The 22464-nt window shown below is 52.1% G+C and carries 22 protein-coding genes; 19 read left to right on the top strand and 3 right to left on the bottom strand.

What is annotated here, in order from left to right:
- The first annotated feature begins 65 nt into the window (after window positions 1-65).
- Together PGRAT_RS06500 and PGRAT_RS06505 are read left to right on the top strand one after the other, a co-directional pair.
- Window positions 66-344, top strand: a complete 279-nt coding sequence (locus tag PGRAT_RS06500) for a hypothetical protein (protein WP_020428353.1) — start codon at window positions 66-68, stop codon at window positions 342-344.
- A 104-nt stretch (window positions 345-448) separates the two neighbouring features.
- The gene (locus tag PGRAT_RS06505) at window positions 449-868 is read left to right on the top strand and encodes a thiol-disulfide oxidoreductase DCC family protein (protein ID WP_036704341.1); all 420 of its coding nucleotides are present in this window, start codon (window positions 449-451) and stop codon (window positions 866-868) included.
- Between the two features lie 78 nt (window positions 869-946).
- Here PGRAT_RS06505 and PGRAT_RS06510 read toward each other — a convergent pair whose 3' ends face one another.
- Entirely contained in the window at window positions 947-2134 is a 1188-nt protein-coding gene (locus PGRAT_RS06510) for a copper amine oxidase N-terminal domain-containing protein (RefSeq protein ID WP_025704985.1), read from the bottom strand.
- 272 nt (window positions 2135-2406) lie between these two features.
- On the opposite strand from PGRAT_RS06510, the gene PGRAT_RS06515 reads away from it, so the two are divergent.
- The 10 genes from PGRAT_RS06515 to PGRAT_RS06560 all read left to right on the top strand — a co-directional run bounded on the left by PGRAT_RS06515 (window position 2407) and on the right by PGRAT_RS06560 (window position 12968).
- A complete protein-coding gene (locus PGRAT_RS06515; RefSeq protein ID WP_025704986.1) occupies window positions 2407-3576 on the top strand; it encodes a P-loop NTPase family protein in 1170 nt (389 codons plus the stop codon).
- Window positions 3573-4805 carry a TadA family conjugal transfer-associated ATPase gene (locus PGRAT_RS06520; RefSeq protein ID WP_025704987.1) on the top strand — a complete coding sequence of 411 codons (1233 nt, stop codon included), beginning with the start codon at window positions 3573-3575 and terminating at the stop codon, window positions 4803-4805. The genes PGRAT_RS06515 and PGRAT_RS06520 overlap by 4 nt, the downstream gene beginning before the upstream one ends.
- Window positions 4806-4861: 56 nt before the next feature.
- Window positions 4862-5665 (top strand): type II secretion system F family protein, encoded by an 804-nt coding sequence (locus tag PGRAT_RS06525; protein WP_042267876.1) that lies wholly within the window; start codon window positions 4862-4864, stop codon window positions 5663-5665.
- Between the two features lie 14 nt (window positions 5666-5679).
- On the top strand, window positions 5680-6552 hold the full coding sequence (locus PGRAT_RS06530) for a type II secretion system F family protein (protein ID WP_025704989.1): 873 nt from the start codon (window positions 5680-5682) through the stop codon (window positions 6550-6552).
- A gap of 13 nt (window positions 6553-6565) precedes the next feature.
- The gene (locus tag PGRAT_RS06535) at window positions 6566-6757 is read left to right on the top strand and encodes a Flp1 family type IVb pilin (RefSeq protein WP_025704990.1); all 192 of its coding nucleotides are present in this window, start codon (window positions 6566-6568) and stop codon (window positions 6755-6757) included.
- Window positions 6754-7416, top strand: a complete 663-nt coding sequence (locus tag PGRAT_RS06540; protein WP_051424713.1) for a TadE family protein — start codon at window positions 6754-6756, stop codon at window positions 7414-7416. The genes PGRAT_RS06535 and PGRAT_RS06540 overlap by 4 nt, the downstream gene beginning before the upstream one ends.
- Before the next feature lie 71 nt (window positions 7417-7487).
- A complete protein-coding gene (locus PGRAT_RS06545) occupies window positions 7488-9746 on the top strand; it encodes a hypothetical protein (protein WP_025704992.1) in 2259 nt (752 codons plus the stop codon).
- Window positions 9747-9763: 17 nt separating this feature from the next.
- Window positions 9764-10786: a TadE/TadG family type IV pilus assembly protein gene (locus PGRAT_RS06550; RefSeq protein ID WP_025704993.1), complete on the top strand. Its 1023-nt coding sequence runs from the start codon at window positions 9764-9766 to the stop codon at window positions 10784-10786.
- Complete coding sequence (locus PGRAT_RS06555) at window positions 10786-11295, top strand: A24 family peptidase (protein ID WP_025704994.1); 510 nt, start codon at window positions 10786-10788, stop codon at window positions 11293-11295. Before PGRAT_RS06550 ends, PGRAT_RS06555 begins: the two co-directional genes overlap by 1 nt.
- A 17-nt stretch (window positions 11296-11312) precedes the next feature.
- On the top strand, window positions 11313-12968 hold the full coding sequence (locus PGRAT_RS06560) for a DUF6382 and FHA domain-containing protein (protein ID WP_025704995.1): 1656 nt from the start codon (window positions 11313-11315) through the stop codon (window positions 12966-12968).
- 58 nt (window positions 12969-13026) lie between these two features.
- Here PGRAT_RS06560 and PGRAT_RS06565 read toward each other — a convergent pair whose 3' ends face one another.
- The gene (locus PGRAT_RS06565) at window positions 13027-13932 is read right to left on the bottom strand and encodes a TIGR01777 family oxidoreductase (protein WP_025704996.1); all 906 of its coding nucleotides are present in this window, start codon (window positions 13930-13932) and stop codon (window positions 13027-13029) included.
- Between the two features lie 16 nt (window positions 13933-13948).
- Window positions 13949-14413 carry a DUF2621 domain-containing protein gene (locus tag PGRAT_RS06570; protein ID WP_025704997.1) on the bottom strand — a complete coding sequence of 155 codons (465 nt, stop codon included), beginning with the start codon at window positions 14411-14413 and terminating at the stop codon, window positions 13949-13951.
- Between the two features lie 171 nt (window positions 14414-14584).
- On the opposite strand from PGRAT_RS06570, the gene PGRAT_RS06575 reads away from it, so the two are divergent.
- The 7 genes from PGRAT_RS06575 (at window position 14585) to PGRAT_RS06605 (ending at window position 22307) form a co-directional block, all read left to right on the top strand.
- Window positions 14585-15712: a deoxyribonuclease IV gene (locus PGRAT_RS06575; protein WP_025704998.1), complete on the top strand. Its 1128-nt coding sequence runs from the start codon at window positions 14585-14587 to the stop codon at window positions 15710-15712.
- A gap of 47 nt (window positions 15713-15759) precedes the next feature.
- A complete protein-coding gene (gene purU / locus PGRAT_RS06580) occupies window positions 15760-16656 on the top strand; it encodes a formyltetrahydrofolate deformylase (protein ID WP_025704999.1) in 897 nt (298 codons plus the stop codon).
- Between the two features lie 246 nt (window positions 16657-16902).
- Entirely contained in the window at window positions 16903-17736 is an 834-nt protein-coding gene (locus PGRAT_RS06585) for a CpaB family protein (RefSeq protein ID WP_025705000.1), read from the top strand.
- Window positions 17737-17757: 21 nt separating this feature from the next.
- Entirely contained in the window at window positions 17758-18822 is a 1065-nt protein-coding gene (locus PGRAT_RS06590; RefSeq protein WP_042266225.1) for a CpaE/TadZ family protein, read from the top strand.
- Window positions 18819-20363, top strand: a complete 1545-nt coding sequence (locus PGRAT_RS06595; protein WP_025703611.1) for a P-loop NTPase family protein — start codon at window positions 18819-18821, stop codon at window positions 20361-20363. The genes PGRAT_RS06590 and PGRAT_RS06595 overlap by 4 nt, the downstream gene beginning before the upstream one ends.
- 13 nt (window positions 20364-20376) lie before the next feature.
- Window positions 20377-21426: a hypothetical protein gene (locus PGRAT_RS06600; protein WP_025703612.1), complete on the top strand. Its 1050-nt coding sequence runs from the start codon at window positions 20377-20379 to the stop codon at window positions 21424-21426.
- 11 nt (window positions 21427-21437) lie between these two features.
- A complete protein-coding gene (locus PGRAT_RS06605) occupies window positions 21438-22307 on the top strand; it encodes a hypothetical protein (RefSeq protein WP_025703613.1) in 870 nt (289 codons plus the stop codon).
- The last annotated feature ends 157 nt before the right edge of the window (window positions 22308-22464 follow it).

The raw sequence follows: 22464 nt of genomic DNA on the forward strand, positions 1-22464 counted from the left end.
TCTAAGTATCTGTTAATGTCGCGCGTGCAATTAACTACCAAAAATTTAAATAATGGGTGATGAAGATGTCTTACAGACCGAATATTACGAATGTGACCAAAGCCAGCAGCAACGATAAGGAAGGATTGTACGAGTTCATTATCAAGCTTGCTGACGGAACGGAGTGCCGCGCGTTCTACAATCGGTTTCCGGAATGGAAAATGACGAACATCAGCCGCCTGCTTAAGACGCCATGTCCGGTGTGCCGCAAAGACTTCATCTGTAAATGTATGGAAGCCTTCACAGCTGATTTCGAAGGGCAGATGCTTGGGAACGAATGGATCGACAAGGCAATCGCAGAGTAAATTGAACGGACGGTCATGAAGGCGTGGGAGCTTATCCCGCGCTTTTGTTTTTTTTCGGGGAGGATTCTGGATATACTGTGACTATCTAAAGGGGGAGGGCAATAGTGGAAGTACAAAACGAAGCTCTAACAAACAAAGCTGTTGTGCTGATTGATGGGGTCTGCCATCTGTGCCAGGGGCTGGTGCGGTTCATTATCCCCCGTGATCCCCAAGGACGGATTCTGTTTGCCCCTTTACAGAGTGAGATTTCCCGTAAGCTGATGAATGACAGCGGTCTTGTTCCCGGACAGCTCAGCACGGTTGTCCTGCTGGAGAACGGCGTATGTTATACGGAATCGGCTGCAGTGCTGCGGATCGCCCGCAGACTGCGTTTTCCGTGGCCTGCTGCTTATCTGCTTATCGTTATCCCCCGTCCGCTGCGGAACGCCCTGTACAGGTTAGTTGCGAGGAACCGTTACCGCTGGTTCGGCCGGGATGAACAATGTATGGTCCCGACGCCGGAGATCCGGAAGCGGTTTCTGTAGAAGACAATTACAAACGCAGCAGGTGCTCCGATAGAGCTCTGCTGCGTTTTTTTGGGTAACAGAAAAGGTCAAATTGGCCTAGTTCGTCAGCGGTTTCGTGCTAAGGTTGTAGGTTTGTACAAGCTTCCACTTGCCGTCTGCCGATTTCTTGACAGTTGTCACCGTTTCAGTCCGGTTATCGGTGAACTGTGGACCCTTAAGCTTTTTGGTTGTCATAACGGCATAAATCGCAGCTTCATTATCATTGAAATAAATGACTTTGGAAGACTCCAGGCTGGATTGCAAATCATAGGAGTTGAAAAGCTGCTTGTAAGTCTGCTCGCTCAGCTTGTAGGCTGGAGAGGACTCGTCTATGGTAGACAGCACGCCAGTCAGATCTTCTTTGTTGGTGTAATCCGTATTCGCCTGCAGCACGGCCTTGATCTGCTCTTCATCGGCTGCCGGAACGGTGGCTTTAGCTTCAAGCGCTCCTGCCGGGAGAGAATATTGGACAGCCTGGATTTGCACATTGCTGATCAGCCAGTTGGAGCCGGAGGCATTTTTGGTCAGCGAATAAATGTATTCTGCAGTACTGTTTGGTGTGAAGGCTCCACCGGTTCTCTCTGTTGTTTCCACAACATCCACAGTTGCTTCCTTCTCCTGGATATCGATAATGTCCATTCTGGCAATGGCCGTGGTGACGTCGTAAGCTGCCATCTGGTCTTTGAATGCCGTTGCGGCTGCAGCCAGCGGTGACTTCGGATCGATCAGACTTATAAAACCCTCGTAATCTTCTTTGTTGGAATAGCTGACGTATTGATTAAAAAGCTCGGAAATCCCCTTATCGTCCGTGCTGTTCAGACTGCTTTTGATTTCTACGGAATTGGCTTTGGCGTTCCAGACTACACTTTTGCCTGTTGCTTCGCCTACGAAACGGAGCGGGACATAAGTAACGTTGTTAACCATTTTTGGAGCAGTTGCCAGCTGTTTTACGGTTCCGTTTACAGTCGCTTTTTTGCTGCCGAGCTGCAGGGTGATTGTCAGGCTTTCCCTGGAGGCTGTGATGGTGCCTGTCTTGGAATCCCATACAAGGGTAAGCCCCAGCTTCTCAAAAATCGGACGCATGGGAACGAGGATGGAACCTTGATCCTTGACTGGTGCGCTGCTGCTCAGGTTCAGTTTCTGCTGATCAACCGTTACGGTAATGGGCTGCTCTGCTGCTGCTGCTGATACGCAGATAACACCGGATATGGCTACAGCGGCAAGAAAACCGGGTACAAATTTCATGTGTCGAAAATCTCCTTTGTTATATGTTAGGGGTCGCAAATGATGAACATATAAATTATACAGGACGATAATGGTTCGGGGAATATCCTGTGTTGGATATAGGAACTGAGGGAATTTTAGAGTAGGCAAAAAAAGGTATTGCTGTGATCTAATATATATGCTACTATAGCTGTAAATTACAGGAATAGTAACGGAAGCACCGTTCAATGACCGTATCCCACGGTCATTGGCGGTGCTTTTTTGCTGTCTTTTTACAGAAAGGAGAGGGTGACATGGCAGCCAGAATCGTGCTCGCAGTACGGGAGAGCCAATACATTGAGCCATTGCTCCACTATATTCACCATAGTGAATATGGTGGGATGCTGCGGGTCAGCGCGTTCAGCATGCTGGATGCTTTTATGGAGTTTATGCAGGGTGAGGAAGTCCCGGACGCGGTTGTAGGAGATCCTTCTTTTATTGAGGCGTGGCTGGTGGAGGGGAGGAATTCAGTGCCGTGGGCAGTCCTTAGTGATGACGGGGACATCCGCGGCAAACCTTCCGGGAGTCTGGCGGGGGGACAAATGATTGTCAAGTATCAGGCGCTGCCTTCTCTGCTGGAGTCCATACTTCAGCTATGCGATCTGAAGCGAAGCCGGACAGCGTTAGTGCCCAAGGAAGAGACGCTGCTGCTGAGTGTGGTCTCAGCCAGTGGCAGCAGCGGTAAAACCACGCTTGCACTCAATATGGCGAAGCAGCTTGGGGGACTGGGACTGTCTGTTTTTTATCTGAATCTGGAAAGTGTGGACAGCAGCGGATTGTTCCTGCGCTTGCCGGACGGCAACGCCCTTGGTCTGGAGCGCCTGCTGTATGAACTGAAGGCAAGTGCAGGAGAGGGGGGCCAGGCAGAAGCAGGAAAGATAGAGCTTGAACAATATGTGATCCGGCATGAAAGTCTGCGAACCGAGGCCTTCAGACCGGTGGACAATCTTAAGGAAAAGCTGGAGATGTCGCTGACGGATACGCTGGATGTGCTGGAAGAACTGTCCGGGGCGGGGCGCTATGATGTTGTCATTGTAGATACCGGTGGCATTGAGGAGCAGCAGACTCAGGCTGTTCTCCATAGATGCGGCCTCCTGCTCTGGGTGCTGACGAGTGATAAGAACAGTATGCACAAGACCGGGAGATGGCTGGAGCATTGTAGTAAACCCCACTCCGGCAGACTGCAGGAGGTACAGGGCAAAAGCAGGTTTGTGCTGAATTTTGCAGCCGATGCCAATAGAGGAGAGCTTCTCTCTGAAGGGTTGGAAATAGATGCTGTGCTTCCTTTTATCTCTTCATGGGCCATGCAGCACCACGGGGAGCTGTGCCTGAATTCTCCACAATTCATTCTCGGGATACAGCAGCTCTGCTCGGGAATCATTGAGCCCGCGCTGCCGCGTGTCTTTACAGGGAATGGTATATGAATGAAGAGATGTTCCGGCTGCTCCGCAGTGACATCCGTTCCGGACTGGATCTGACGTCTGCTGTCGGCAACCGTGAGCTTACCGCTTATATAGAGCAGACGGTTCTTGCGCGGGACAACCTGCGGCATCTGACCGCACAAGAGAAGCATACCCTGGTCAAGAAGCTGTTCGATTCATTCCGGGGCCTGGATGTGCTGCAGCCGCTGGTGGATAATCCGGCGGTCACCGAGATTATGATCAACAGCCATGATGAGATTTTTGTCGAGGAGAACGGGCTGATCCGCCGCCTCCCGCTGGCCTTTGAGTCCAGCAGCCGATTGGAGGATATTATACAGTCGGTGGTCTCCGGTGTTAACCGGGTAGTCAACGATTCCTCACCGATCGTGGATGCGCGGCTGAAGGACGGGTCCCGGGTCAATATCGTTCTGCCGCCGGTAGCACTGAAGGGGCCGGCGATGACTATCCGCAAGTTTCCCGAAACGCCGATGACGATGAACGAGCTGATCCGCCGGGAGGCTGTAAGTAGGGAGGCTGCGGAGCTTCTGCAGATGTTAGTGGCGGCGAAATACAATATTTTTATCAGCGGCGGCACCGGCTCAGGCAAAACAACCTTTCTAAATGCATTGTCGCAGTTCATACCGCCGCAGGAGCGGGTGATTACGATTGAGGATTCAGCCGAGCTGCAGATCGTCACCGTACCGAATCTCGTTTCGCTGGAGACGAGAAATGCGAATACGGAAGGCCGGGGAGAGATCAGCATCCGTGATCTGATCCGTTCCTCACTGCGGATGCGGCCGAACCGCATTGTGGTGGGCGAGGTTCGGGGCGCAGAATGCCTCGATATGCTTCAGGCGATGAATACCGGCCATGACGGCTGCCTCAGCACGGGCCACTCAAACAGTGCCCGGGATATGGTCAGCCGTCTGGAAACGATGGTACTCAGTGCTGCCGATCTGCCGGTGGCGGTCGTCCGGCAGCAGATTGGCTCTGCGATTGATATCTTTGTGCATCTGGCGCGGCTGCGTGACCGTTCCCGCCGGGTGACGGAAATCTGTGAGGTTGCCGGGGTCAAGGAGGGGGAGGTGGTGCTGAATCCACTCTATGAATTCCGAGAAACGGGTGAGACGGACGGACATGTTCAGGGCGGTCTGATCCCCAGCGGGAACCCGATGCTGCATACCGGCAAGCTCGGGATGGCCGGAATCCACTGGAAGGGGGAAGTGATCTGATCTCGTTAAAACAGAAGGTGCAGCATCTGCGGAATAGCGGTGCATATAGGTTGAGTATGAACAGCAGACCGCGGCCGGGGGCCGGTACACCGTTGGGGAACCCCGGCGCGGCGGCACAACTGCCCGACTATACCGTGTACACATTGGCTTCCTGGCACAAAATCACGGCGATGCTGGTTGGAGGAACGCTGCTCTGGGCGATTGGCTGCCTATTTTACCACAATGGGCTGCTGTCCCTGCTGCTGGTCCCGGGCGGGGCTTATGCGCCGCGAATACTGCGGGATTATCTTCATCGCCGTCGTCGTTCTGCGCTTAATCTGCAGTTTAAGCAGATGCTGTTTTCGCTTTCTTCTTCGTTGTCCGCCGGACGCTCTGTGGAGAATGCTTTTCGCGAAGCGGTGCAGGATCTGCTGATGCTTGACCCGGAGGGTGACAGCGATATGATCTCTGAGCTGAACATTATCTGTGCACGCATGGAGTATGGACAGCCGGTTGAAGAAGCCTTGAATGATTTCAGCAAACGGGCGGGCATGGAAGATGTCGAACGGTTCGCCGATGTATTCTCCGTCTGTAAACGGACCGGGGGCGACCTGGTAGAGATCGTGCGGCGGACTTCAACCATTATCGGGGAGAAGCTGGATATGCAGCAGGAGATTGCTGTCAGCATCGCCCAGAAGAAATTTGAGGCCAAGGCTTTGCTGGTTTCGCCGCTCATCATGGTGATATTCATGAGTATGACAGCTGGAGATTATATGGAGCCGATGTATACAGGTGCAGGCATCGTGATCTCTACGCTGGCTCTTGGGCTGCTTTTTCTATGCTCCCTGTGGACTTCCAAGATCATGAATATTCCACTGTAAAGGAGGTGAAATGAATGACCTGGCTATGCGGCGCCGCCGCGCTGGTACTGGCACTTGGCTGGGGGCTGCTCCGTCTTAAATGCGGAAGCAGATACGCTGGACTGCGCAAGCTCCCTATGGAGGGGCTGCGGCTAAGAGGGCTGGGTGAGCCGTTTCTCTGGATGATCGAGAGATGGAAGCTGGGAAGATATTTTCCCTCTGCCATGTTCAGGATTCAGCGCTCCCTGCAGCGTACCTACGGAACGCGCTATAGCGCAGAGCGGACATTGCTCTTTATGGGGGAGATGATCAGCTACAGCTGGCTGTTCCTGACAGCCGGAAGTGTGCTGACGGTGTTAAGCGGGGAGACAGCCGGAACCGTGCTGGGGACATTTCTGGCGGTAATGCTTCCAGCTGCCCTGGTTAGCGATCTCCATAAGAAGGTACGTCTTCGGGAGCAGAATATCAGCTTTGAACTGCCGGAGCTGCTGAACAGCATTGTGCTTCTCGTAGGTGCAGGAGAAACAGTGCAGCGGGCGATCATCCGCTGTGTGGACAGCCGCAAGGGGGATACATCGCACCCGCTCTATAAGGAACTGCACCAAATGACTGCCGAGTGGGACAGCGGCTATTCGTTCCAGCAGGCTTTTGAGAATTTCAGCAAACGCTGTGCGGTACAGGAGGTCTCACTGTTCACCACCACGGTGCTGCTTAATTACCGCAGAGGCGGAGCCGATTTTGTCCTGGCACTGCGCGATCTCTCGCGGATGCTGTGGGAGAAACGGAAGGCGATCAGCCGGACGCGCGGGGAACAGGCTTCCTCGAAGCTGGTTTTTCCGATGGTAGTCATCTTTTTAATTGTCATTGTGCTGGTGGGGACGCCGGCGTTCATGATGCTCAAAATGTAGAAGGAGGAAGCTGATGATGAGTTCAATGCTGGCGGGAGCTGTACAAAGCTTTTGGAAGGACGAGGAAGGACTCGGCACGCTGGAGATGATTATGATTATTGCTGTGCTGATTGCGGTCGTCCTTCTCTTCAAGGACAAGATTCAGGAGGTAGTGGAAGCTCTGATTGAGACGGCTGGTGAAAAGAGCCAGAAAGTATTCGATTGAGCACGCATCGGAAAGATGAGGGCAGTTTCACTGTAGAAGCCTCTCTATTGCTGCCGATTATTATGTGCATCACTATGCTGCTGCTGTTCTTCTGTCTATACAGCTATCAGAAGTCGATGCTGCTGCAGATCGCTTCAGCCGCTGCGGAGCGTGCGGCTTACAACTGGGATAACACCCACAAAGAAACGAAGGGTGCTTACCCCGTTGGCGAATACGACCCGCTGTATTGGCGCATTGGCGATGATGCTCTGCTCTCCTCTTTATTCGGCATCGGCGCACCTGACGGTGGAGCAGCCATTACGCTCCCTGCCGCCAAGGATGGAGGCACTCTGCCTGTGGTGAAGCTGGAGCACGCATCCGGTATGGTGCCGGCAAATATGCCGGGCGAGATGAAATATGCCTATAGCCTCGCAGGCCGGCAAATCAGCGCAGAGCTGAAGCGGATGCTGAATTTGCCTGTGCTCGATGGGATTCTCTCCGATAAGGCCGTGCCAGTAGTACAGGCCCAGTCTGTGGTTGCTGAACCGGTTGAATTTATCCGTACCGTTGATCTTATGCGTTATTACGGTGCCAAATTCAAAGGCGGGCCAGACGGTGCCAAGTCAGGAACAGGGATGGAAAAGAAGAATGCAGCGATTATGTTGAACAAGCTGCACTGAGGAAGAGGAGCAGGCTGGAGTGAAAATATTTGGGGAACAGCGGCTAAGGCAAGGAAGGAGGGTAGACCCGCTTGAAGTCTGAAACTAAGCATGTTTTTGCGAGAGCCATAAGGTGCAGGCTTGACAGATATACCCGATCGGATGGTTCAGTCTCTATCTTTTTAATTATGGTGCTGGCATTCGTTTTCCTGTTTACCGCTGTGCTGATTGACTATGCGCGCATTGCCGCTGTAAATGTACAGGAAGAGCGCCTGGCCCGGGCTGCTGTCCGTTCGGTCATGTCAGCTTATGATATTGAACTGAAAGACAAATATGGACTGTTTGCTTATGGCGGCAATGACGGCGGCCAGCTGTTGGCCAGTGTGCTGAATGATAATTTGTATGAGAGCGGACGCGGCGATGCTTTTAACCTGCTGCCTTTGAATTTGGATTCTTCTTCCTTAAGCTGGAGCCGGCCGCTTGGAAGCTATGATATTTTCCGCCGCCAGATTGTTGAAGACATGAAATATAAAGCGCCGGTTGATTTTGCTCTGGAGCTGGCCGGCAAGTTCAAGCCGCTGTCTACGGCGATGGGTGAAGCTTCACGGACAACCAAGATGCTCGGCAAGCTGCAGCCCTTGTATGACGAGCGGGAGGAAGCGCTGGATCAAATGCTGAAGTCGCGGAAACAGGCGGCAGAGAGCGGAAAAACACTGCGGGCGCTGATCATGAATCCGCCAGGTGACAGCATTATATCGACTCCGGTAGGCAGTATCACTGCTGCCGCGGATATCCCTGCCATGTATGGCGACTATGAAGATAAATATCATGCCGATATGCAGCGCAGGGCTGAGGGCAGAACTGCGTGGTACGGGAGTCTTTTGCAGTCGTATCTACAACAATCCGCTGAAATGCTTAAGCAGGTTTCCGGCAGTCAGGCGGCTTTTCAGGAAGCGCAGCAACACTATATGGAAGAGGCCGCGGCTGCGCTGGAACAGGTCAAAGCTCTGAATAGTCAAATGAAAAGCCTGCTTGAGCAGTCCCGGAACAGCGGGCCGGACGATGCGCAGAACCCGGCGCAGAGCTGGGATATTCCAGGCGGTACAGCTGAGTTGAGCGCAGATCCGATCCATAAGCTGCGCGAGCAGGAAGATTCGCTTATCCTTGCAGCAAGTGACATCAGTATACTGGAGAATAGCTTGTCGGAACAGCAGACAGCTTCGCAGACCGTAGTACAAGAGGTCGCCATCTTGCCCGGAAGTTTGAGTCCTGCATCGGGATTGAATGCCGATGTTTCGGGCATGGTGGCCACTGTCCTGGATGTGTCGCAGACAGTTGACAGCTATATGCGCAATTATGGAAATGACGGCGGGCTTATTGCTGCTGATAGAGCCCGGATTGAGACCCACCGCACTTTCGACAGCCAGCGCAAGCAGACGGAGCAGGCGGCCAAAGGCAAGCTAGGCGATGCCATGAAGCTGCTGGACCAAATTCGCGGGCTTGGCTCTGGCGCCGGGGAAGCTATGGAACGTTATCAGACGCTGCGTAATTATCACGACGACAATTTAGCGTTTAACAAGGGGTTAGACCAGGGTTCAGATACGGGGGCGGCGGATCAGAACCTCTATTCTGCCGGAAGCTCCTCCATGGTCAAAGTGGACGGACTCTATGCCGCAATGGGCAATGTGCTGGAAGGGGCCAGAGACAGGCTCTTTCAGACCGAATACGCGGCGCTGTATTTCCCTCCCTTTGATATCTCGCAGCTGTCCGGCCTAACTTCAGGTTCTATAGATGAAGCAGCGGGGAAGCTGGCGGATCAGCTTGATCCTACGGCTCAGGAGTTGGAGTATGTTTTGTATGGCTTCTACAATCCCGGCGGAAATATAGCAGCAGCTTACGGGGAGATTTTTGCAGTGCGTCTGGCAATACGTACGATGGAGGGTTTTACAGAGAGGTCCGGCCTGGGCAATCCGCTGCTGATATTGGCGGCGGCACTTCTATACGGAGTCGAGCAGGCAGTACAGGATATGCTGCTGTTATGTAAGGATGGTGAAATTCCACTGTCCAAGTACATACCCGCGAAATTGAGTTACCGGGATTATCTGCGTTTGTTTCTGGTGCTGCATGGCGGCGGGGATATCCAATTATCGCGAATGCTGGCTTTAATCCGGCTGAATACCGGAAGTAACCCGGATGACAAATTCACATACGCAGCAGCAGATATCAGAATGGCAATGCCGTTATGGTTTTTGCCGGGAGTAGTGAAGCTGCTGGATTACGGCGGCGGTCTTTCCGGTGATGTGCAGGGCAAATTATACTACCGGACTGTACAGGCAGATTTTTCTTATTAGCTGGGAGGTGGAACAAGGTGAAGCAAAGGTTCCGGAAGCGGAGAAGACCGGGGTGTGAAGGCAGCATGGTGGTGGAAGCCGCTATGGTCCTCCCTATGTTTTTGCTTTTTGTCCTGTTCCTGATCTTCATTGTGCAGATGTCCTTATACTCGACTGCTCTGCAGAGCACAGCTTCGGATACGGTGAAGGTCATCTCGGCCCATATGTATCCTGCTGCACTGGCTGTGCAGCAACAGGAAGCCGGCAAAGAAGGAGACGCTGCCCCGGGCTCAGGCGGAGAAGCAGATGCTTCTGGAGCTGCCGGATCTTCGGATAAATGGAGCATCCCCCGGCTCTCGCTTGAGGAGTGGAGTGACAGCTATGTGGCAGACCTCCCGGAACCGGTCGCTGATTGGGTCCGTTCAGCCGTGAAGCGGGGGGAAGACCCCTTGCAGAAATTGCAGGCAGAGGCATCTGAAGGAGCGCTGGATCTGGCGTTCAAGCCTGTAATGAAGCCCTATCTGTCAACAGACTGGCTGGAATATGACCGCATTCATGTTTCAAATGTGATTGTCCCGGACCTTAAAACTGGGTCGCGGCCATACTTTGGACTTGTGGTGAGCTATGAACTGCCAATGAGGGTACCTTTTCTGAATCAGCAAATCGTGCTTGAGGCCAGTTCGGTGGAGCGTCTCTGGATAGGAAATACAGATGCCGGAGATGAAGAGGACGGTTCAGGGGGCGGGAAAGATCATAACTCCATTGTTATTCTGGAGAAGCCAAACCCCGGAGTGGCCAATCACCAGGGCAGGATTCGGGTCAAGATTCCGCCCAATGCTTCAGCCAGCTTGTCTATCTTCTATAAAAGCGGTCAGAGCACAGCCAAATACTTGGGTTGGAAGCAGGCAGATGAGAATGGATATATCGATTGGGAATGGAAAATTGGGGTGAATACTACACCGGGCACATGGCGTTTTGTTATCCAGCTGCAGGATGGCACCTCGCTGGAGGCAGCTTTTACAGTGGTGAAAAAAATTCAGGCGGAAGAAGGGGAAAAGTAATGGCGGCATGGGCATTCTGGAGCTGTCTGCCCTTCTTGGCAGCGGCGCTCCTTACAGATATCCGCTCCATGAGGATACCGAACTGGATCACGCTTCCGCTCCTGGTGGCCGGGCTGATTGTGCAGGGGATGATGAACGGACGCCAAGGATTTCTGATATCCATATGCGGCGCAGGCACAGGGTTTCTGCTCCTGCTGATCATGCATCTTCTGGGTGCAGTTGGCGCAGGAGATGTGAAGCTTTTTGCGGGAATCGGTGCCTGGACGGGGGCGCTGTTCACCTTGCAGGTTACTGTCTATTCTGTATTGATCGGAGCAGTGATCGGATGGATCATTGTTTTTTCCAGACGGGAAACAGGAAGACGCATTCGAGGGATTATCAGCAGAAGTGCCGGATTTTTAATGTTCCGGGATCACCGGCTATTGAGGAGGCGAAGCGATGATCTGTTGAAATTCCCTTTTATGCTGGCGGTTGTTCCAGGGTTCATCTGTGCTTATTTGTACTTATAGTGGAGAGGTGAGGCGTATTGTTTGGATTAAGCCGTGATTTTGTACAGCGGGACGGCATCTCGATGCTGCTCAGCAAACCTGGGGGAATAAGGCCGGATGAGCTCAATATGGTTCAGGCCCGTATGCTGATGAATACCGGGATTCCACATCATCTCCGGCTGCAGCTCAAAGAAATCAATTTGCAGGTAACCCTTGATTATGCGCTTTCCCGCCGGAAAATGCTCAGTCATCTTCTGAAGGGGGACAAGCTGGGCATGCCCGATTTCTTCGGACTGCTGCTGCAGATTGCAGTAGGGATGGAGGAGGGACGGTTATATATGCTGAGTGCTGAGCAGTATGTGCTGCATGAAGATTACATTTTTATCGAAGGACCTCTGCGCAGCGGCAAGGTGCATCTTACTTATCTTCCTCTGCAGGCTGCAGAATTTCCGGTGAGTGCAGGAGAAGCGCTGAAGTCACTGATTATGGCCCTTATGGCGTCTATAAGAGAATTGTCCGGTGATGGAGTGCAAAAACTGCTGCAATACTGCGGGGAAGGAGAGTTCACTCCGGCCGGATTGAAGGAACTGCTAGCCGGAATGCTGACGGACGGTGAGGGGGCAAACAGGTTCACAGATACTGCACCGGCGGGGCCAAGTTCAGTTTGGGCGGATACAAACGGGCCGGCAGAGAGAGGTATTCGGGAAGCGACTGGCACAGCGCCAAGCGTTGCATCTGCTGTTCCTGTACAGAGCCGGACGGGGGAGGGGTTCGGGAATGCGGCATCGGAGATTCAAAAACCTGCTTCATGGATGAGTGGTTACCCGCGACTCAAGCTAAATGAGCAGCAGCCACTGCAGCAGCCGGATGATGGGGATATGGAGAGCAGCACGTCTCCCGTCCCCTCTGCCTACAGAACCTATACGGTGCTTGGAGGGGTTTTGGCTGATGCAGTATTGTGGAAGTTTCTTTATTTGGACAATCCTAAGCCGCTTTGGATGGCCGTCTGCGCAATAGCCACGCTGGTACTGGGTGTATTTTGCTGGCTGGTCTGGAGCGGAAGACTGATTTTAGGTGGCGGGAGACAGGAAGAAGAGACTGAAGACGGTATGGAGGCTATACACCGGAGAAATCACAGGGAGCTGGAATGGCATTTTGGCCGGCCTCCCGCAGTTTCCACCGTGTCGGCTGCTGTTCCAGACATTAAAGTGTCTTCGCAGAAATTGGAAATCCCTGCCCGCGCTAATGCTCAAGCTGCGAATTCGAAGGCGCCGGTGCAGGAAAGAAGCCAACTCCTAATACCCGTGCCAATGCCAGTGGAAGCTACAGCCCTGCTGCAGGACGATCTGCCTTCTGAGAATGTAAGGACACAGAGAGGAGGACATACAGTACCCTACCTTGAAAGGGTCCAGGAGAATGAGAGCGGGCTTCCGGAAAAAATCGAACTGAACCGCCCCAGCTTTCTTATTGGCCGATCTCCTGAAGTAGCGCAGTATGTGGAGAAGTCCGAAGGAGTTTCGAGAGTTCATGCGGAGATCCTCAAAAGCGCGGGAGGATATATCCTGAAGGATCTGGACTCCAGAAACGGCACGTTGTTTCAAGGGGAGGCAATGATCCCTTATAAGGAATATCCGCTGACAGAAGGGGCTGTGTTCACGATAATAAAAGGCTGCTATACCTTCCGATCAGCCTGAGAAGCTGATCTAGAGGAAGCGGTCAGGGAACTGTGATATGGCAACTCCATGAGAGGGGTTATTCCGCTTTCAGATGCTCCAGCGCCGGCTGCAAGGTTGGATAAGTAAAAGTAAATCCATGTTCTAAGGCTTTGGAAGGGAGCACCCGCTGGCCTTTCAGGAGGATTTCCGACAGCTCGCCTACGGCTGTCTTGAGCAGGAAGGCAGGAATAGGGAACCAGTGGGGGCGATGATAGACTTTGCCGATCATTTTGCCGAATGCTTCATTGGTTACAGGGTGCGGGGCAGTTGCATTGACAGGGCCTTCAATACCGGGAGTTTGCACGCAGAAATCGATTAGCCGGACGATATCGGTAAGATCGATCCAGGACAGCCACTGCTTACCGCTGCCGATTTTACCGCCAAAGCCAAGCATGTAGGGCAGCTTCATCTTGGGAAAAGCACCGCTCTCGTTGCCCAGCACTACGCCAGTGCGCAGTTTGACTACTCTTACGCCCTTGTAGGCTTCGTCTGCAGCTCCTTCCCAGGCTTCCACAACCTCGGACGGGAAATCCATCACATGGACTGGAGAGGTTTCGTCATATGTGTCCTCCAATGAAGTGCCGTAAATAGCTATTGCGGAGGACTGAATAACCACAGGAGGCTTATTTTGCAGCGCGTTCAGCAGCTTGGCTATTGCTGAAACGGTTTCAAGACGCGACTGCATAATGGACTTCTTGCCGCTTGGACTCCAGCGCTGGCTCAGTGAGGAACCGGCAAGATTGACCAGGGCATCCGCGCCATAGGCAAGCTCCGGATGTGAAGCCAGACTGTCCCAAGTAAGAAAGCTTAGGGCCGGATGGGCAGCAGTTCGAGATTCAGGCTGTTTGCGGCCGACAACAATGATCTGATGCCCGCCCTGCAGCCAGTATTCGGTAAGCTCACGTCCGATGAAGCCGCTGCCCCCACAGATTAGGTATTTCATAAGGTCGCTCCTTCGATTATTTAATCAGGTGCTGATAAGGAGAATAATCAATACCGTTTTTTTCCAGGAAACTAATCAGAAAACGGTTGTCGCGCCGTGGTGTAGCCACGATATACCCTTTGATACAGTGCTCGCGGGTAACCTCCGGCGCATGGCTCTCTACTGCGATTTTGCCAATCTCGGCAGCTATGGAATGCTTGGCGATATCGCGGAAAGGACTTGGCACGGGCTGCACGAGCTGATCCAGAAAAGTCTTCATCTCATCGCTCCACAGTGGACGGCTGCGTTCGACCCAATAATTCTGCCAGTCCAGCTTGGATTTGCCGTCGGCTTTGGGCAGCACTTTTAGGAACTTGCGGAACATAAAATAGCCGCCGATGCACATGCAGCCCAGCAGCAAAAAAGTCCAAAATGCGATGGAGTTCATAAACCAGTTGCTCGGTGTTGCTGACAGCAGGCCTAAGCTTGATTTTGAAAACATGAATACACCGCCTTTGACAATGATGATTGTCACAAACTTAATTCTCATCTAAAGTATAGCGCATTTCCATAGTTTTGCGAAGCGGGAGCAGGCGCCAAGAGCTTGCCTAGATTTATTTTCCCGATCACGGTAGAATAAGGGTTAATTCGTGAAGGAAAGAGGGAAAAAGGCATGCTTAAAATAGGTTCACATGTGTCCTGTGCGGACAAGGGTCTCCTGAGTGCGGCCAATGAAGCAAATGAGTACGGATCGACCTCGTTTATGATATATACAGGTGCGCCGCAGAACACGCGCCGCAAGCCTATTGAATCGATGTATCCCGCTGAAGGCAAGCAGGCGATGAAGGATAATGGTGTGGAAGAAATTGTAGTCCATGCTCCTTACATCATCAACTTGGGTTCTTACAAGGAAAGCACATATCAATTGGCTGTTGACTTTCTCCAGGAGGAAATCCGCCGTACGCATGCGCTTGAAGTGAAGCATATCGTGCTGCATCCGGGAGCATACACGGACAAAGATGCTGAATATGGAGTGCAGCGGATTGCAGATGGTCTGAACGAGGTGCTTGGCGGTACGAACGAGACGGAAGTGCACATTGCTCTGGAGACAATGGCCGGCAAAGGAACAGAGGTTGGCCGCAGCTTCGAGGAGATTGCCTCCATTATCGACAAAGTCGTTCATAACGAACGGCTGTCCATTTGTCTCGATACCTGCCACATCCATGATGCCGGATATGATATTGTCGGCGATCTGGATGGTGTGCTGCAGCAGTTTGACCAGGTCATTGGCCTGAACCGGCTGGGTGTAATCCATATTAATGACAGCAAAAATCCGCGCGGGGCGGGAAAAGACCGCCATACGCCGATTGGCTCGGGCTATATTGGCTTTGAGACTATCAACAAGGTGGTCCATCACGAAGCCCTTGCAGGTCTGCCGTTCATTCTGGAGACTCCTTGGATCGGGAAAGATGCGAAGAAGGTGCGCCCGATGTACGAAGTGGAAATTGCCCTGCTGCGCGGCACAGTGGCTGAACGGTTCGGGGCGGAGTTCCTGAATGAGGTGGAAGAGCTGCATGCTTTTTTTGCCAAGCAGGAGCTTGATCCCCGCCAGTACGTGCTGAATGTATGGGAACTGCTGAAGAACGATGCCAAGGCCAAAAAGGCAGACCCGCGTGAACCGCTGGAACGTCTGTACGATACGGTTGCTGCCGCACAGCTGTTTCCTCAGCTTAGTGAAGAAGCGGTCAATCAACGGCTGATCGCTTGGCTGGCAGGCAAGCAGCTGCTCGTGAACGCTTAAGCCTGACTATAGATTGCGCAAGTAGATGAGAGGATGGAAAGAGAATTATGGAATTGCATGTAAAAAGAGAGCATTCGTTAAGCGGACAATACCCTAACCGGGCTCGGATGCTGATCTCCTGTCCAGACGGACCGGGTATTGTGGCTGCTGTGTCGCATTTTCTATACCAGCATGGTGCGAATATTGTCCAGTCGGATCAATATACCATGGACCCGGATGGCGGAATGTTTTTTATGAGAGTGGAGTTTGACCTGCCCAAGTTGGATGAGCGGATTGATGAAGTGCGTTCGATCTTCGGCGGGGTTGCGGAACGGTTCAAGATGAACTGGCAAATATTCAATGTAAGCCAAAAGAAACGGCTGGCTATCTTTGTCTCCAAAGAGGATCATTGTCTGGTTGAGCTGCTTTGGCAGTGGCAGGCCGGAGATCTGGATGCCGATATCGCTCTGGTTGTCAGCAACCATACAGATATGCAGGCATATGTGGAGTCCTTCGGCATTCCGTTCCACCATATTCCGGTTACGGCAGACACCAAGGCAGAAGCGGAACAGCGCCAGCTTGAGGTCATTGGAGATGATATTGACGTTATTATTCTGGCACGCTACATGCAGATTATCTCGCCCTCGTTCATAGAGCATTACCGCCATCGGATCATCAATATCCATCATTCGTTCCTTCCGGCGTTCGTAGGCGGCAAGCCCTATGCCCAGGCCTATCAGCGCGGGGTGAAGATCATTGGTGCAACGGCCCACTATGTCACTGAAGAGCTGGACGGCGGTCCGATTATTGAGCAGGATGTGCAGCGGGTCAGCCACAGTGATGATGTGAACGAGCTGAAACGCATCGGACGCACGATCGAGCGGGTTGTTTTGGCCCGGGCGGTCAAATGGCACATCGAAGACAGAATTCTTGTCCATCACAACAAAACAGTGGTTTTTAATTAATTGAATCATCTCCGGTGAACATGGACAGCCTTGCCCAGATTGGATACATGGTCTGCCGTTCACCGGAATCCTTCTTCAGCCGGGAGCCTGCTCCCGCAGTTATCCTCAAGCTCCGTACCTCACAATGATAATCTAATACTTTTCTCAACTACTATAGGTAAAAAAGCATTTTACCGGCATTTTGGCTCTCTCTGCCAAGATGCATTTTGTCATGCGCATAAACGCATTTATAAGGGGGTAAAAGGCTTGGCTTCTCAGCGGGGACATCTGTTAAGACGCAATTATTTGTTTGCTTTTCTCATTCTGGCAGTCGGCTTCGGCGGCCTGCTCGGTTACGATCTGTATTTCAAGCCGTACGTGCTGTCGCGAACTGTGGTCAAGATCAAAGTGGCCGAGGGCAGCTTTTTGCCCAAAAATTATGAACTTAAACCAAGTGACCTCTATCTGGATTCCGTCCAGACCAAGGATATCCCCTCAGGGGTGATTACGGATATCCGTCAGGTGGAGGACAAGATCACAAACGTAAACTTGACAAATGGGAGTATTCTGACGGCATCCCTGGTGGATGTCAGTGACCTGGAGCCGCAGCAGGACGAGGGGATTTTTCCTATTCCCAAGGAGGCAATATACGCGATCAACGGTTCGCTGCGCAGCAGAGACAAGGTGGATATTTATCTGGTCGAAGGCGATTCAGCGAATCAATCGCGGAGTGGCCGGTATGGCTCTGCAACGGCTGGTAGTACAAACTCTGGCACTGCGGGAACACCAGCGGGGGGAGGAGCAGCCGCAGAAACCGCAGCCAACACAGCAATCACAGGAGCCGCAAGCACCGCAGGAGCCGCAAACACTCGGCCTTCCGTGCCTGCACGCAAAGTATTCCTAACCGGAGTCACAGTTAATTATGTAAGGACAGAAGACAACAATGATGTTCAGGATTCGGAGAATGGCAACACGAACAACCGTTTCACCTCAACCGGCAAGGTGGCAGCACCTGAGCTCAAGCTGAAAAAAAGCGACGGCGAGCTGCTGGGACAATATTTGGAGCAGGGGAAGAAGCTGTGGATTGTGCGTGTGGAGTAAAAGTGAAAGGAGGCCAATGTAATGAAAATATTCAGTTTTGGGATGGATCAGCTAACGATTAATGAGATTAAGCTTGCCGGGTTCACGGTAGTTACGCAGAATGTCCTGCCTGAACCTGCCCAGACTCAGGGACAGATGTTGATGGTGACCAGTGAACAGGTCCCGGTGACAGCTTTGAGTGAGCTGCGGCAGGGCTATCCGGACTCTTCCATATTGTATGTTTACCGGCAAAAGGGTGCCAGGAGCTATCAGGCCATCCATATGTTTTGCGAAAGTCTGGGGATTTTCTTTATCCCGCCACGTTCTACTTCTTCAGCGATTGTGGAGAAGCTGCGTTACATTCTGGAGGAGGAGCGTGAGGAGCGCGGCAATCTTGTCGGGTTTTTCGGCTCCGGCCCCGGTATTGGCTGTACGAGTGTGGCCAAGCTGTTCGCCCGGCGGATTGCCGCTGCGGGACAACGTGTGATTCTGCTCGGCCTTGATCTGTACGATCCCGGATTCGACCGCAGGACGGCGGTTAGCCTCGACAGGCTGCGGCCCCGGATGACCGGCAAAATGCTGCAGTCCGCAGACTTTGAAGGTTTGGTGAAGCAGGAAGGCTACGCTTATCTGCCCGGCAATTTTGACTATTTAAGCGTTCAGGACTATCAGGAAGAGGAAATTGAATATCTGCTCGCCAAGGCTGCAGAGAATGCCGATGTGGTGGTTGCTGATTTCGGATCAATTCCCGAGAGTGCAGCATGGTATGTGGGGATGCAGAAATCCGCCTTGCGTTTGATTGTCACGCATCCGAGACACGAATACCGGCTACAGCCGCTAATGGAGCTTGCCGGGCATCTGGACCTGTATCCGCAGGATTTCCAGTGGATCATCAACCGCAGCAATGTGGAGGAGATGACCTCACCCAAGAATCTGGCGCTCCGCTTTGGCAGTGAGATTTTACTTGAACTTCCCTATTATCAACCTTTTCAGGATAGTCTTCCCCTGGGCAAAAGAGAGCTTCAGCATATGGATGACAAGGTACATGCGCTGCTGGTATCCCTAGGTCTGGCACCGGAAGCCCGAAAGAAGGGGATTTTTCAATGATTGAATATCGGCAAGAGATTTTACGCACGGAGTGGAGTCAGGCGCAGGTTCAGCGTGAAGAGCAAGAGCCGGAGCAGATACATAAGGCAATATGGCTGCCGAATCCACATGACAACCGCAGGCTGTTCTCTTTGAAACAAAGTGTATTGCGTACCATCAAGCCAGGCAAAGAGGATTTTTACAGCTTCCTGCAAAAAATGAAAAGCGATATGAACGCCGGACTGGAGCGGGAGGATGACGGGTACTTTGAACTTAATGCGAAGGCGCTGACCGGCGACCCGCAGGCAGTCAGCTTTTTCATGAATGAGATTGAGAAATATCTGCGCAAAACACCGTTTACCGGCAAGGTGCCGGAAGCATACGGGACAGCAGCAGAAGCGCTGTTTCACGAATGGAAGGGATTTGGGCCCGCATACCGCTGGTTTACCGACCGGGCCTATAGTGAATCTACCGGGCTGCAGATGATCGGACGGCAGATTTTTTACAATCATCGGGGGAAGTTTGTGGTGTATCCCTATGAGATGCCCTCACTGGACCGGGTGGAGCAGCTCAAACGCTCCTTGCTGAAAAGCGACCCCGATAAGAAACTCAACAAGGATAATCCTTCCGTAGAGTTCAAAATGGATGATCCGCTCTGGCCCGGCCGCTTCATCCGGCTCGCAATTTGGGTGTCTCCCAGAGTGTGGGAAGGCTTCACCACGATTTCATTGCGGCGGCAGGTAGTTGAGTTTCTGGATCTGGAGGATCAAGCCGGTACGGAATGTATTCCTGCGGAAGCCATTGAGCTGATCCGCGCCCTGTCAGGTACATTCCGCAACACCATTATTGCCGGTGCGGTCGGATCAGGAAAAACTACTTTTGCCAACACTGTTGTGGGTGAACAATTGCTTGGATCTCCTTCTTGCATGGGAGTAGTGATGATTGAAAAGCATCCGGAGTCGATTTTGCCGTATCAGATCAAAGGCCATCGGATTATTCCGATTCAGGCAGCCAACGAGGAATTGATGGAGGTCGGGGTAGAGTCGCTGCGGCATGATCCTAACATACTCTACATGACTGAAATGCGTTATAACGAATGGGAGTTTTATCTGTGGAGCGGCGAAAAAGGCTACGACGGTATTACAGGCACCTTTCATACGGTGGATTCGGAGGACATTCCTTATCAAGGAGCTTTTGCGGTATCTACGCGGATCGGCGGCAGTCTGAAAGGCCATCTGATCTCTGCGCTTAAATCCTGCGAGCTGGTATTTATTCTGGAGAGCGTAGCGGACGGGAAAAAACGGCTGGCCCGGATCTCCGAGGTGTATTATGACGAAGCAGCAAACTCCGTATTTGCCAATGACCTGATGCGCTGGGAAGAAGAACAGTCCGCCTGGAGCTATAATGACAAGCTGACGGCTAACCTTATGCGCAAGATGAAGAAAAAAAATCCGCGCGCTTCACGGGTGCTTTTGCAGGAGCTGGGACATCTGGCTGCGCAGAAACCGATGGCTGAGCCGCTGAAAGAGAGCCTCAAATCAAAGATTGTTTTGAACGAATGAAGGGGGAACACTCGTGGAGCTATTATTTTATGTGCTTCAGATAGCCTTTCATTTATTGATTGCCGGTGGCTTGTGGCTGCTGGTGAAGCCATTCATTGAGAGACATCTGCACCAGCTTGGACAAAAGTTCGACCAGCGGATGAGTCTGCGGATCAGTCTTTTTGGTCAAAAGGTTAGCAGCAATAAGCAAAGGAGATGGCTGTACCGGCATTTGGACGATCTGCTCTATTTTGCCCACCGCAGATATGAGCCGGGAATTAGTGCTATGCGTTTTTCCATCCGGACTCTGTTTGTGTTCATTGCGGTATTTTTCTCAGGACTGCTTACACTAAGAGAGCTGCCGGGGCGTTTGAGCTTCAGCAATCCGTTTTTGGAAGGTATCAACTTTGACAACCGGCTTCCGGTTCAGGGATCGTGGCGGTTTCCGCTCTTTGTGGCCGTCATTGCAGCCAGTATTCCTTATTTGCGGACGAGGTATCTCTACGCGCAGCGGAAGGTGCATGGAAGCTACGATCTGCTGGATGTAATCAAAATCGCGACCAAGTTCACACACCTGTCGGTGGACTCTATTTTAACTAAGACTGCTGACTTCCTGACAGAAGAAAGTGTGCTGAAGACCCCGCTTAGACTGCTCGGAGCGGCATTTGCCAACTACAGCAATGAACGGGAGCTGAACCTTGAGGCAGAGCGGTTTGCAGGAGCTATCGGAACCACCTTTGCTGTGGAATTTGTCTCGGATTTGCTGTACTGCGAGAAAGAAGGCACCCGTTACCTGAAGAACACACTGATGATGTTAAGCCGGTCCATGGAGCAGCAGCGGGAGACGATTCTTACAGTGAAGGCAGGGAGCAGAGATGCGATCAGTCTTGGGTTGTACGGCAATCTGGTGGTGCTGGTTTCATCCGTCGGAACCTTTATTTATATGCTGAAGCCGGATGTCTATTTCAAACTGCAGTTTCAGACTACCGTCGGCTTAACCTTTTTGATGATTATAATCTCCGGGCTGTTCATTTCTTTCATGATCAGTACCATACTCGCCAGGCCAAAGCTGGACTACCACTAAGGTGATGAATTATGGATAGACTTTTACTTTTAATTGCTGTATTGGGACTTGTATATCTTTCATTGCTGGTTTTTGTGAGCAGCAGCACCAGACAAGAGCGTTATCTTCTCCGGCTGGGTGTCAGGTGGAAAACACTGGGGGAACGCATGCACAATGAGCGGCTGCAGCAGCTTCTACATCACAGCGGCCTCACCATTTCCGCAGGCAAAATCACACTGTTCCGCTATTCGGCGGCCTTGATCTATGTGCTTGTTCAAGCGGCAGGGGACTTCCTGCGGTCCGTGCCCTTTTCCATCTATGATCTGCTTGTTGCCGTTCTGATCTTGGCGGTTACCAGTCCACTGAGATTTCTTCCGCTGGGGTGGCTGCTGGCCTGGATGCATCAGAAGACACTCATTCAAAAAGACGGGGAGCTGATCTCTTTTATCCGCCTCTATGAGAACAACCGGCTGCGCAAACGGGGATATGTGCAGTTTGGGGCCTTTTGTGCCGGAACGGCAGGGCATTTCAACTACATCCGTCAGGATTTGTACGAGCTGTCAGAGCGGGCGGTGGATGAGGGGACGGAACGGGCCATTGAATGGTTTTGCGGTAAATTTCCGGACAACCACGCGTTCATCAACGACATTCGCTCGATTCTGCTGGCTACGGAAGGGATGGACGACGATACAGAAGCGGCTAATTATCTGCGGGAGCAGGGGAAGATCATTACCAAGATCTCCAGCGATCAATATTTAAAAAAATGGTCCTTCATCGGCGACGTCTCCACCATCATCAACGTTATTCCCTCCATCGCTACCTTTCTGATGATCGTATCACTGGCGATGCAGTACATTTTGCTGATCAAAGGGAATTTTAACGGGGTGGGGCTGTTTCAGTGAGTTGAACGCGGTCCTACATCCAAGAATGGCTTCGAATGAAATTTTTGTTAAGATATCAAACTGAATGAAGCTGCTTGAGTGTACATCTTGATATCGCAACAATAAATATCCGCTAAATGCGGTCCTACATCCAAGAATGGCTTCGAATGAAATTTTT

Origin of the sequence: Paenibacillus graminis, from assembly GCF_000758705.1 — a bacterium.
GTDB classification, from domain to species: Bacteria; Bacillota; Bacilli; order Paenibacillales; family Paenibacillaceae; genus Paenibacillus_AQ; species Paenibacillus_AQ graminis.

What these genes read in the sequence shown, in the direction of transcription:
- PGRAT_RS06570 (WP_025704997.1), bottom strand. Translation starts at nt 14,413, where the DNA reads ATGTTTTCAAAATCAAGCTTAGGCCTGCTGTCAGCAACACCGAGCAAC.
- PGRAT_RS06515 (WP_025704986.1), top strand. Translation starts at nt 2,407, where the DNA reads ATGGCAGCCAGAATCGTGCTCGCAGTACGGGAGAGCCAATACATTGAG.
- PGRAT_RS06520 (WP_025704987.1), top strand. Translation starts at nt 3,573, where the DNA reads ATGAATGAAGAGATGTTCCGGCTGCTCCGCAGTGACATCCGTTCCGGA.
- purU (WP_025704999.1), top strand. Translation starts at nt 15,760, where the DNA reads ATGGAATTGCATGTAAAAAGAGAGCATTCGTTAAGCGGACAATACCCT.
- PGRAT_RS06595 (WP_025703611.1), top strand. Translation starts at nt 18,819, where the DNA reads ATGATTGAATATCGGCAAGAGATTTTACGCACGGAGTGGAGTCAGGCG.
- PGRAT_RS06510 (WP_025704985.1), bottom strand. Translation starts at nt 2,134, where the DNA reads ATGAAATTTGTACCCGGTTTTCTTGCCGCTGTAGCCATATCCGGTGTT.
- PGRAT_RS06565 (WP_025704996.1), bottom strand. Translation starts at nt 13,932, where the DNA reads ATGAAATACCTAATCTGTGGGGGCAGCGGCTTCATCGGACGTGAGCTT.
- PGRAT_RS06590 (WP_042266225.1), top strand. Translation starts at nt 17,758, where the DNA reads ATGAAAATATTCAGTTTTGGGATGGATCAGCTAACGATTAATGAGATT.
- PGRAT_RS06535 (WP_025704990.1), top strand. Translation starts at nt 6,566, where the DNA reads ATGATGAGTTCAATGCTGGCGGGAGCTGTACAAAGCTTTTGGAAGGAC.
- PGRAT_RS06525 (WP_042267876.1), top strand. Translation starts at nt 4,862, where the DNA reads ATGAACAGCAGACCGCGGCCGGGGGCCGGTACACCGTTGGGGAACCCC.
- PGRAT_RS06500 (WP_020428353.1), top strand. Translation starts at nt 66, where the DNA reads ATGTCTTACAGACCGAATATTACGAATGTGACCAAAGCCAGCAGCAAC.
- PGRAT_RS06605 (WP_025703613.1), top strand. Translation starts at nt 21,438, where the DNA reads ATGGATAGACTTTTACTTTTAATTGCTGTATTGGGACTTGTATATCTT.
- PGRAT_RS06575 (WP_025704998.1), top strand. Translation starts at nt 14,585, where the DNA reads ATGCTTAAAATAGGTTCACATGTGTCCTGTGCGGACAAGGGTCTCCTG.
- PGRAT_RS06530 (WP_025704989.1), top strand. Translation starts at nt 5,680, where the DNA reads ATGACCTGGCTATGCGGCGCCGCCGCGCTGGTACTGGCACTTGGCTGG.
- PGRAT_RS06555 (WP_025704994.1), top strand. Translation starts at nt 10,786, where the DNA reads ATGGCGGCATGGGCATTCTGGAGCTGTCTGCCCTTCTTGGCAGCGGCG.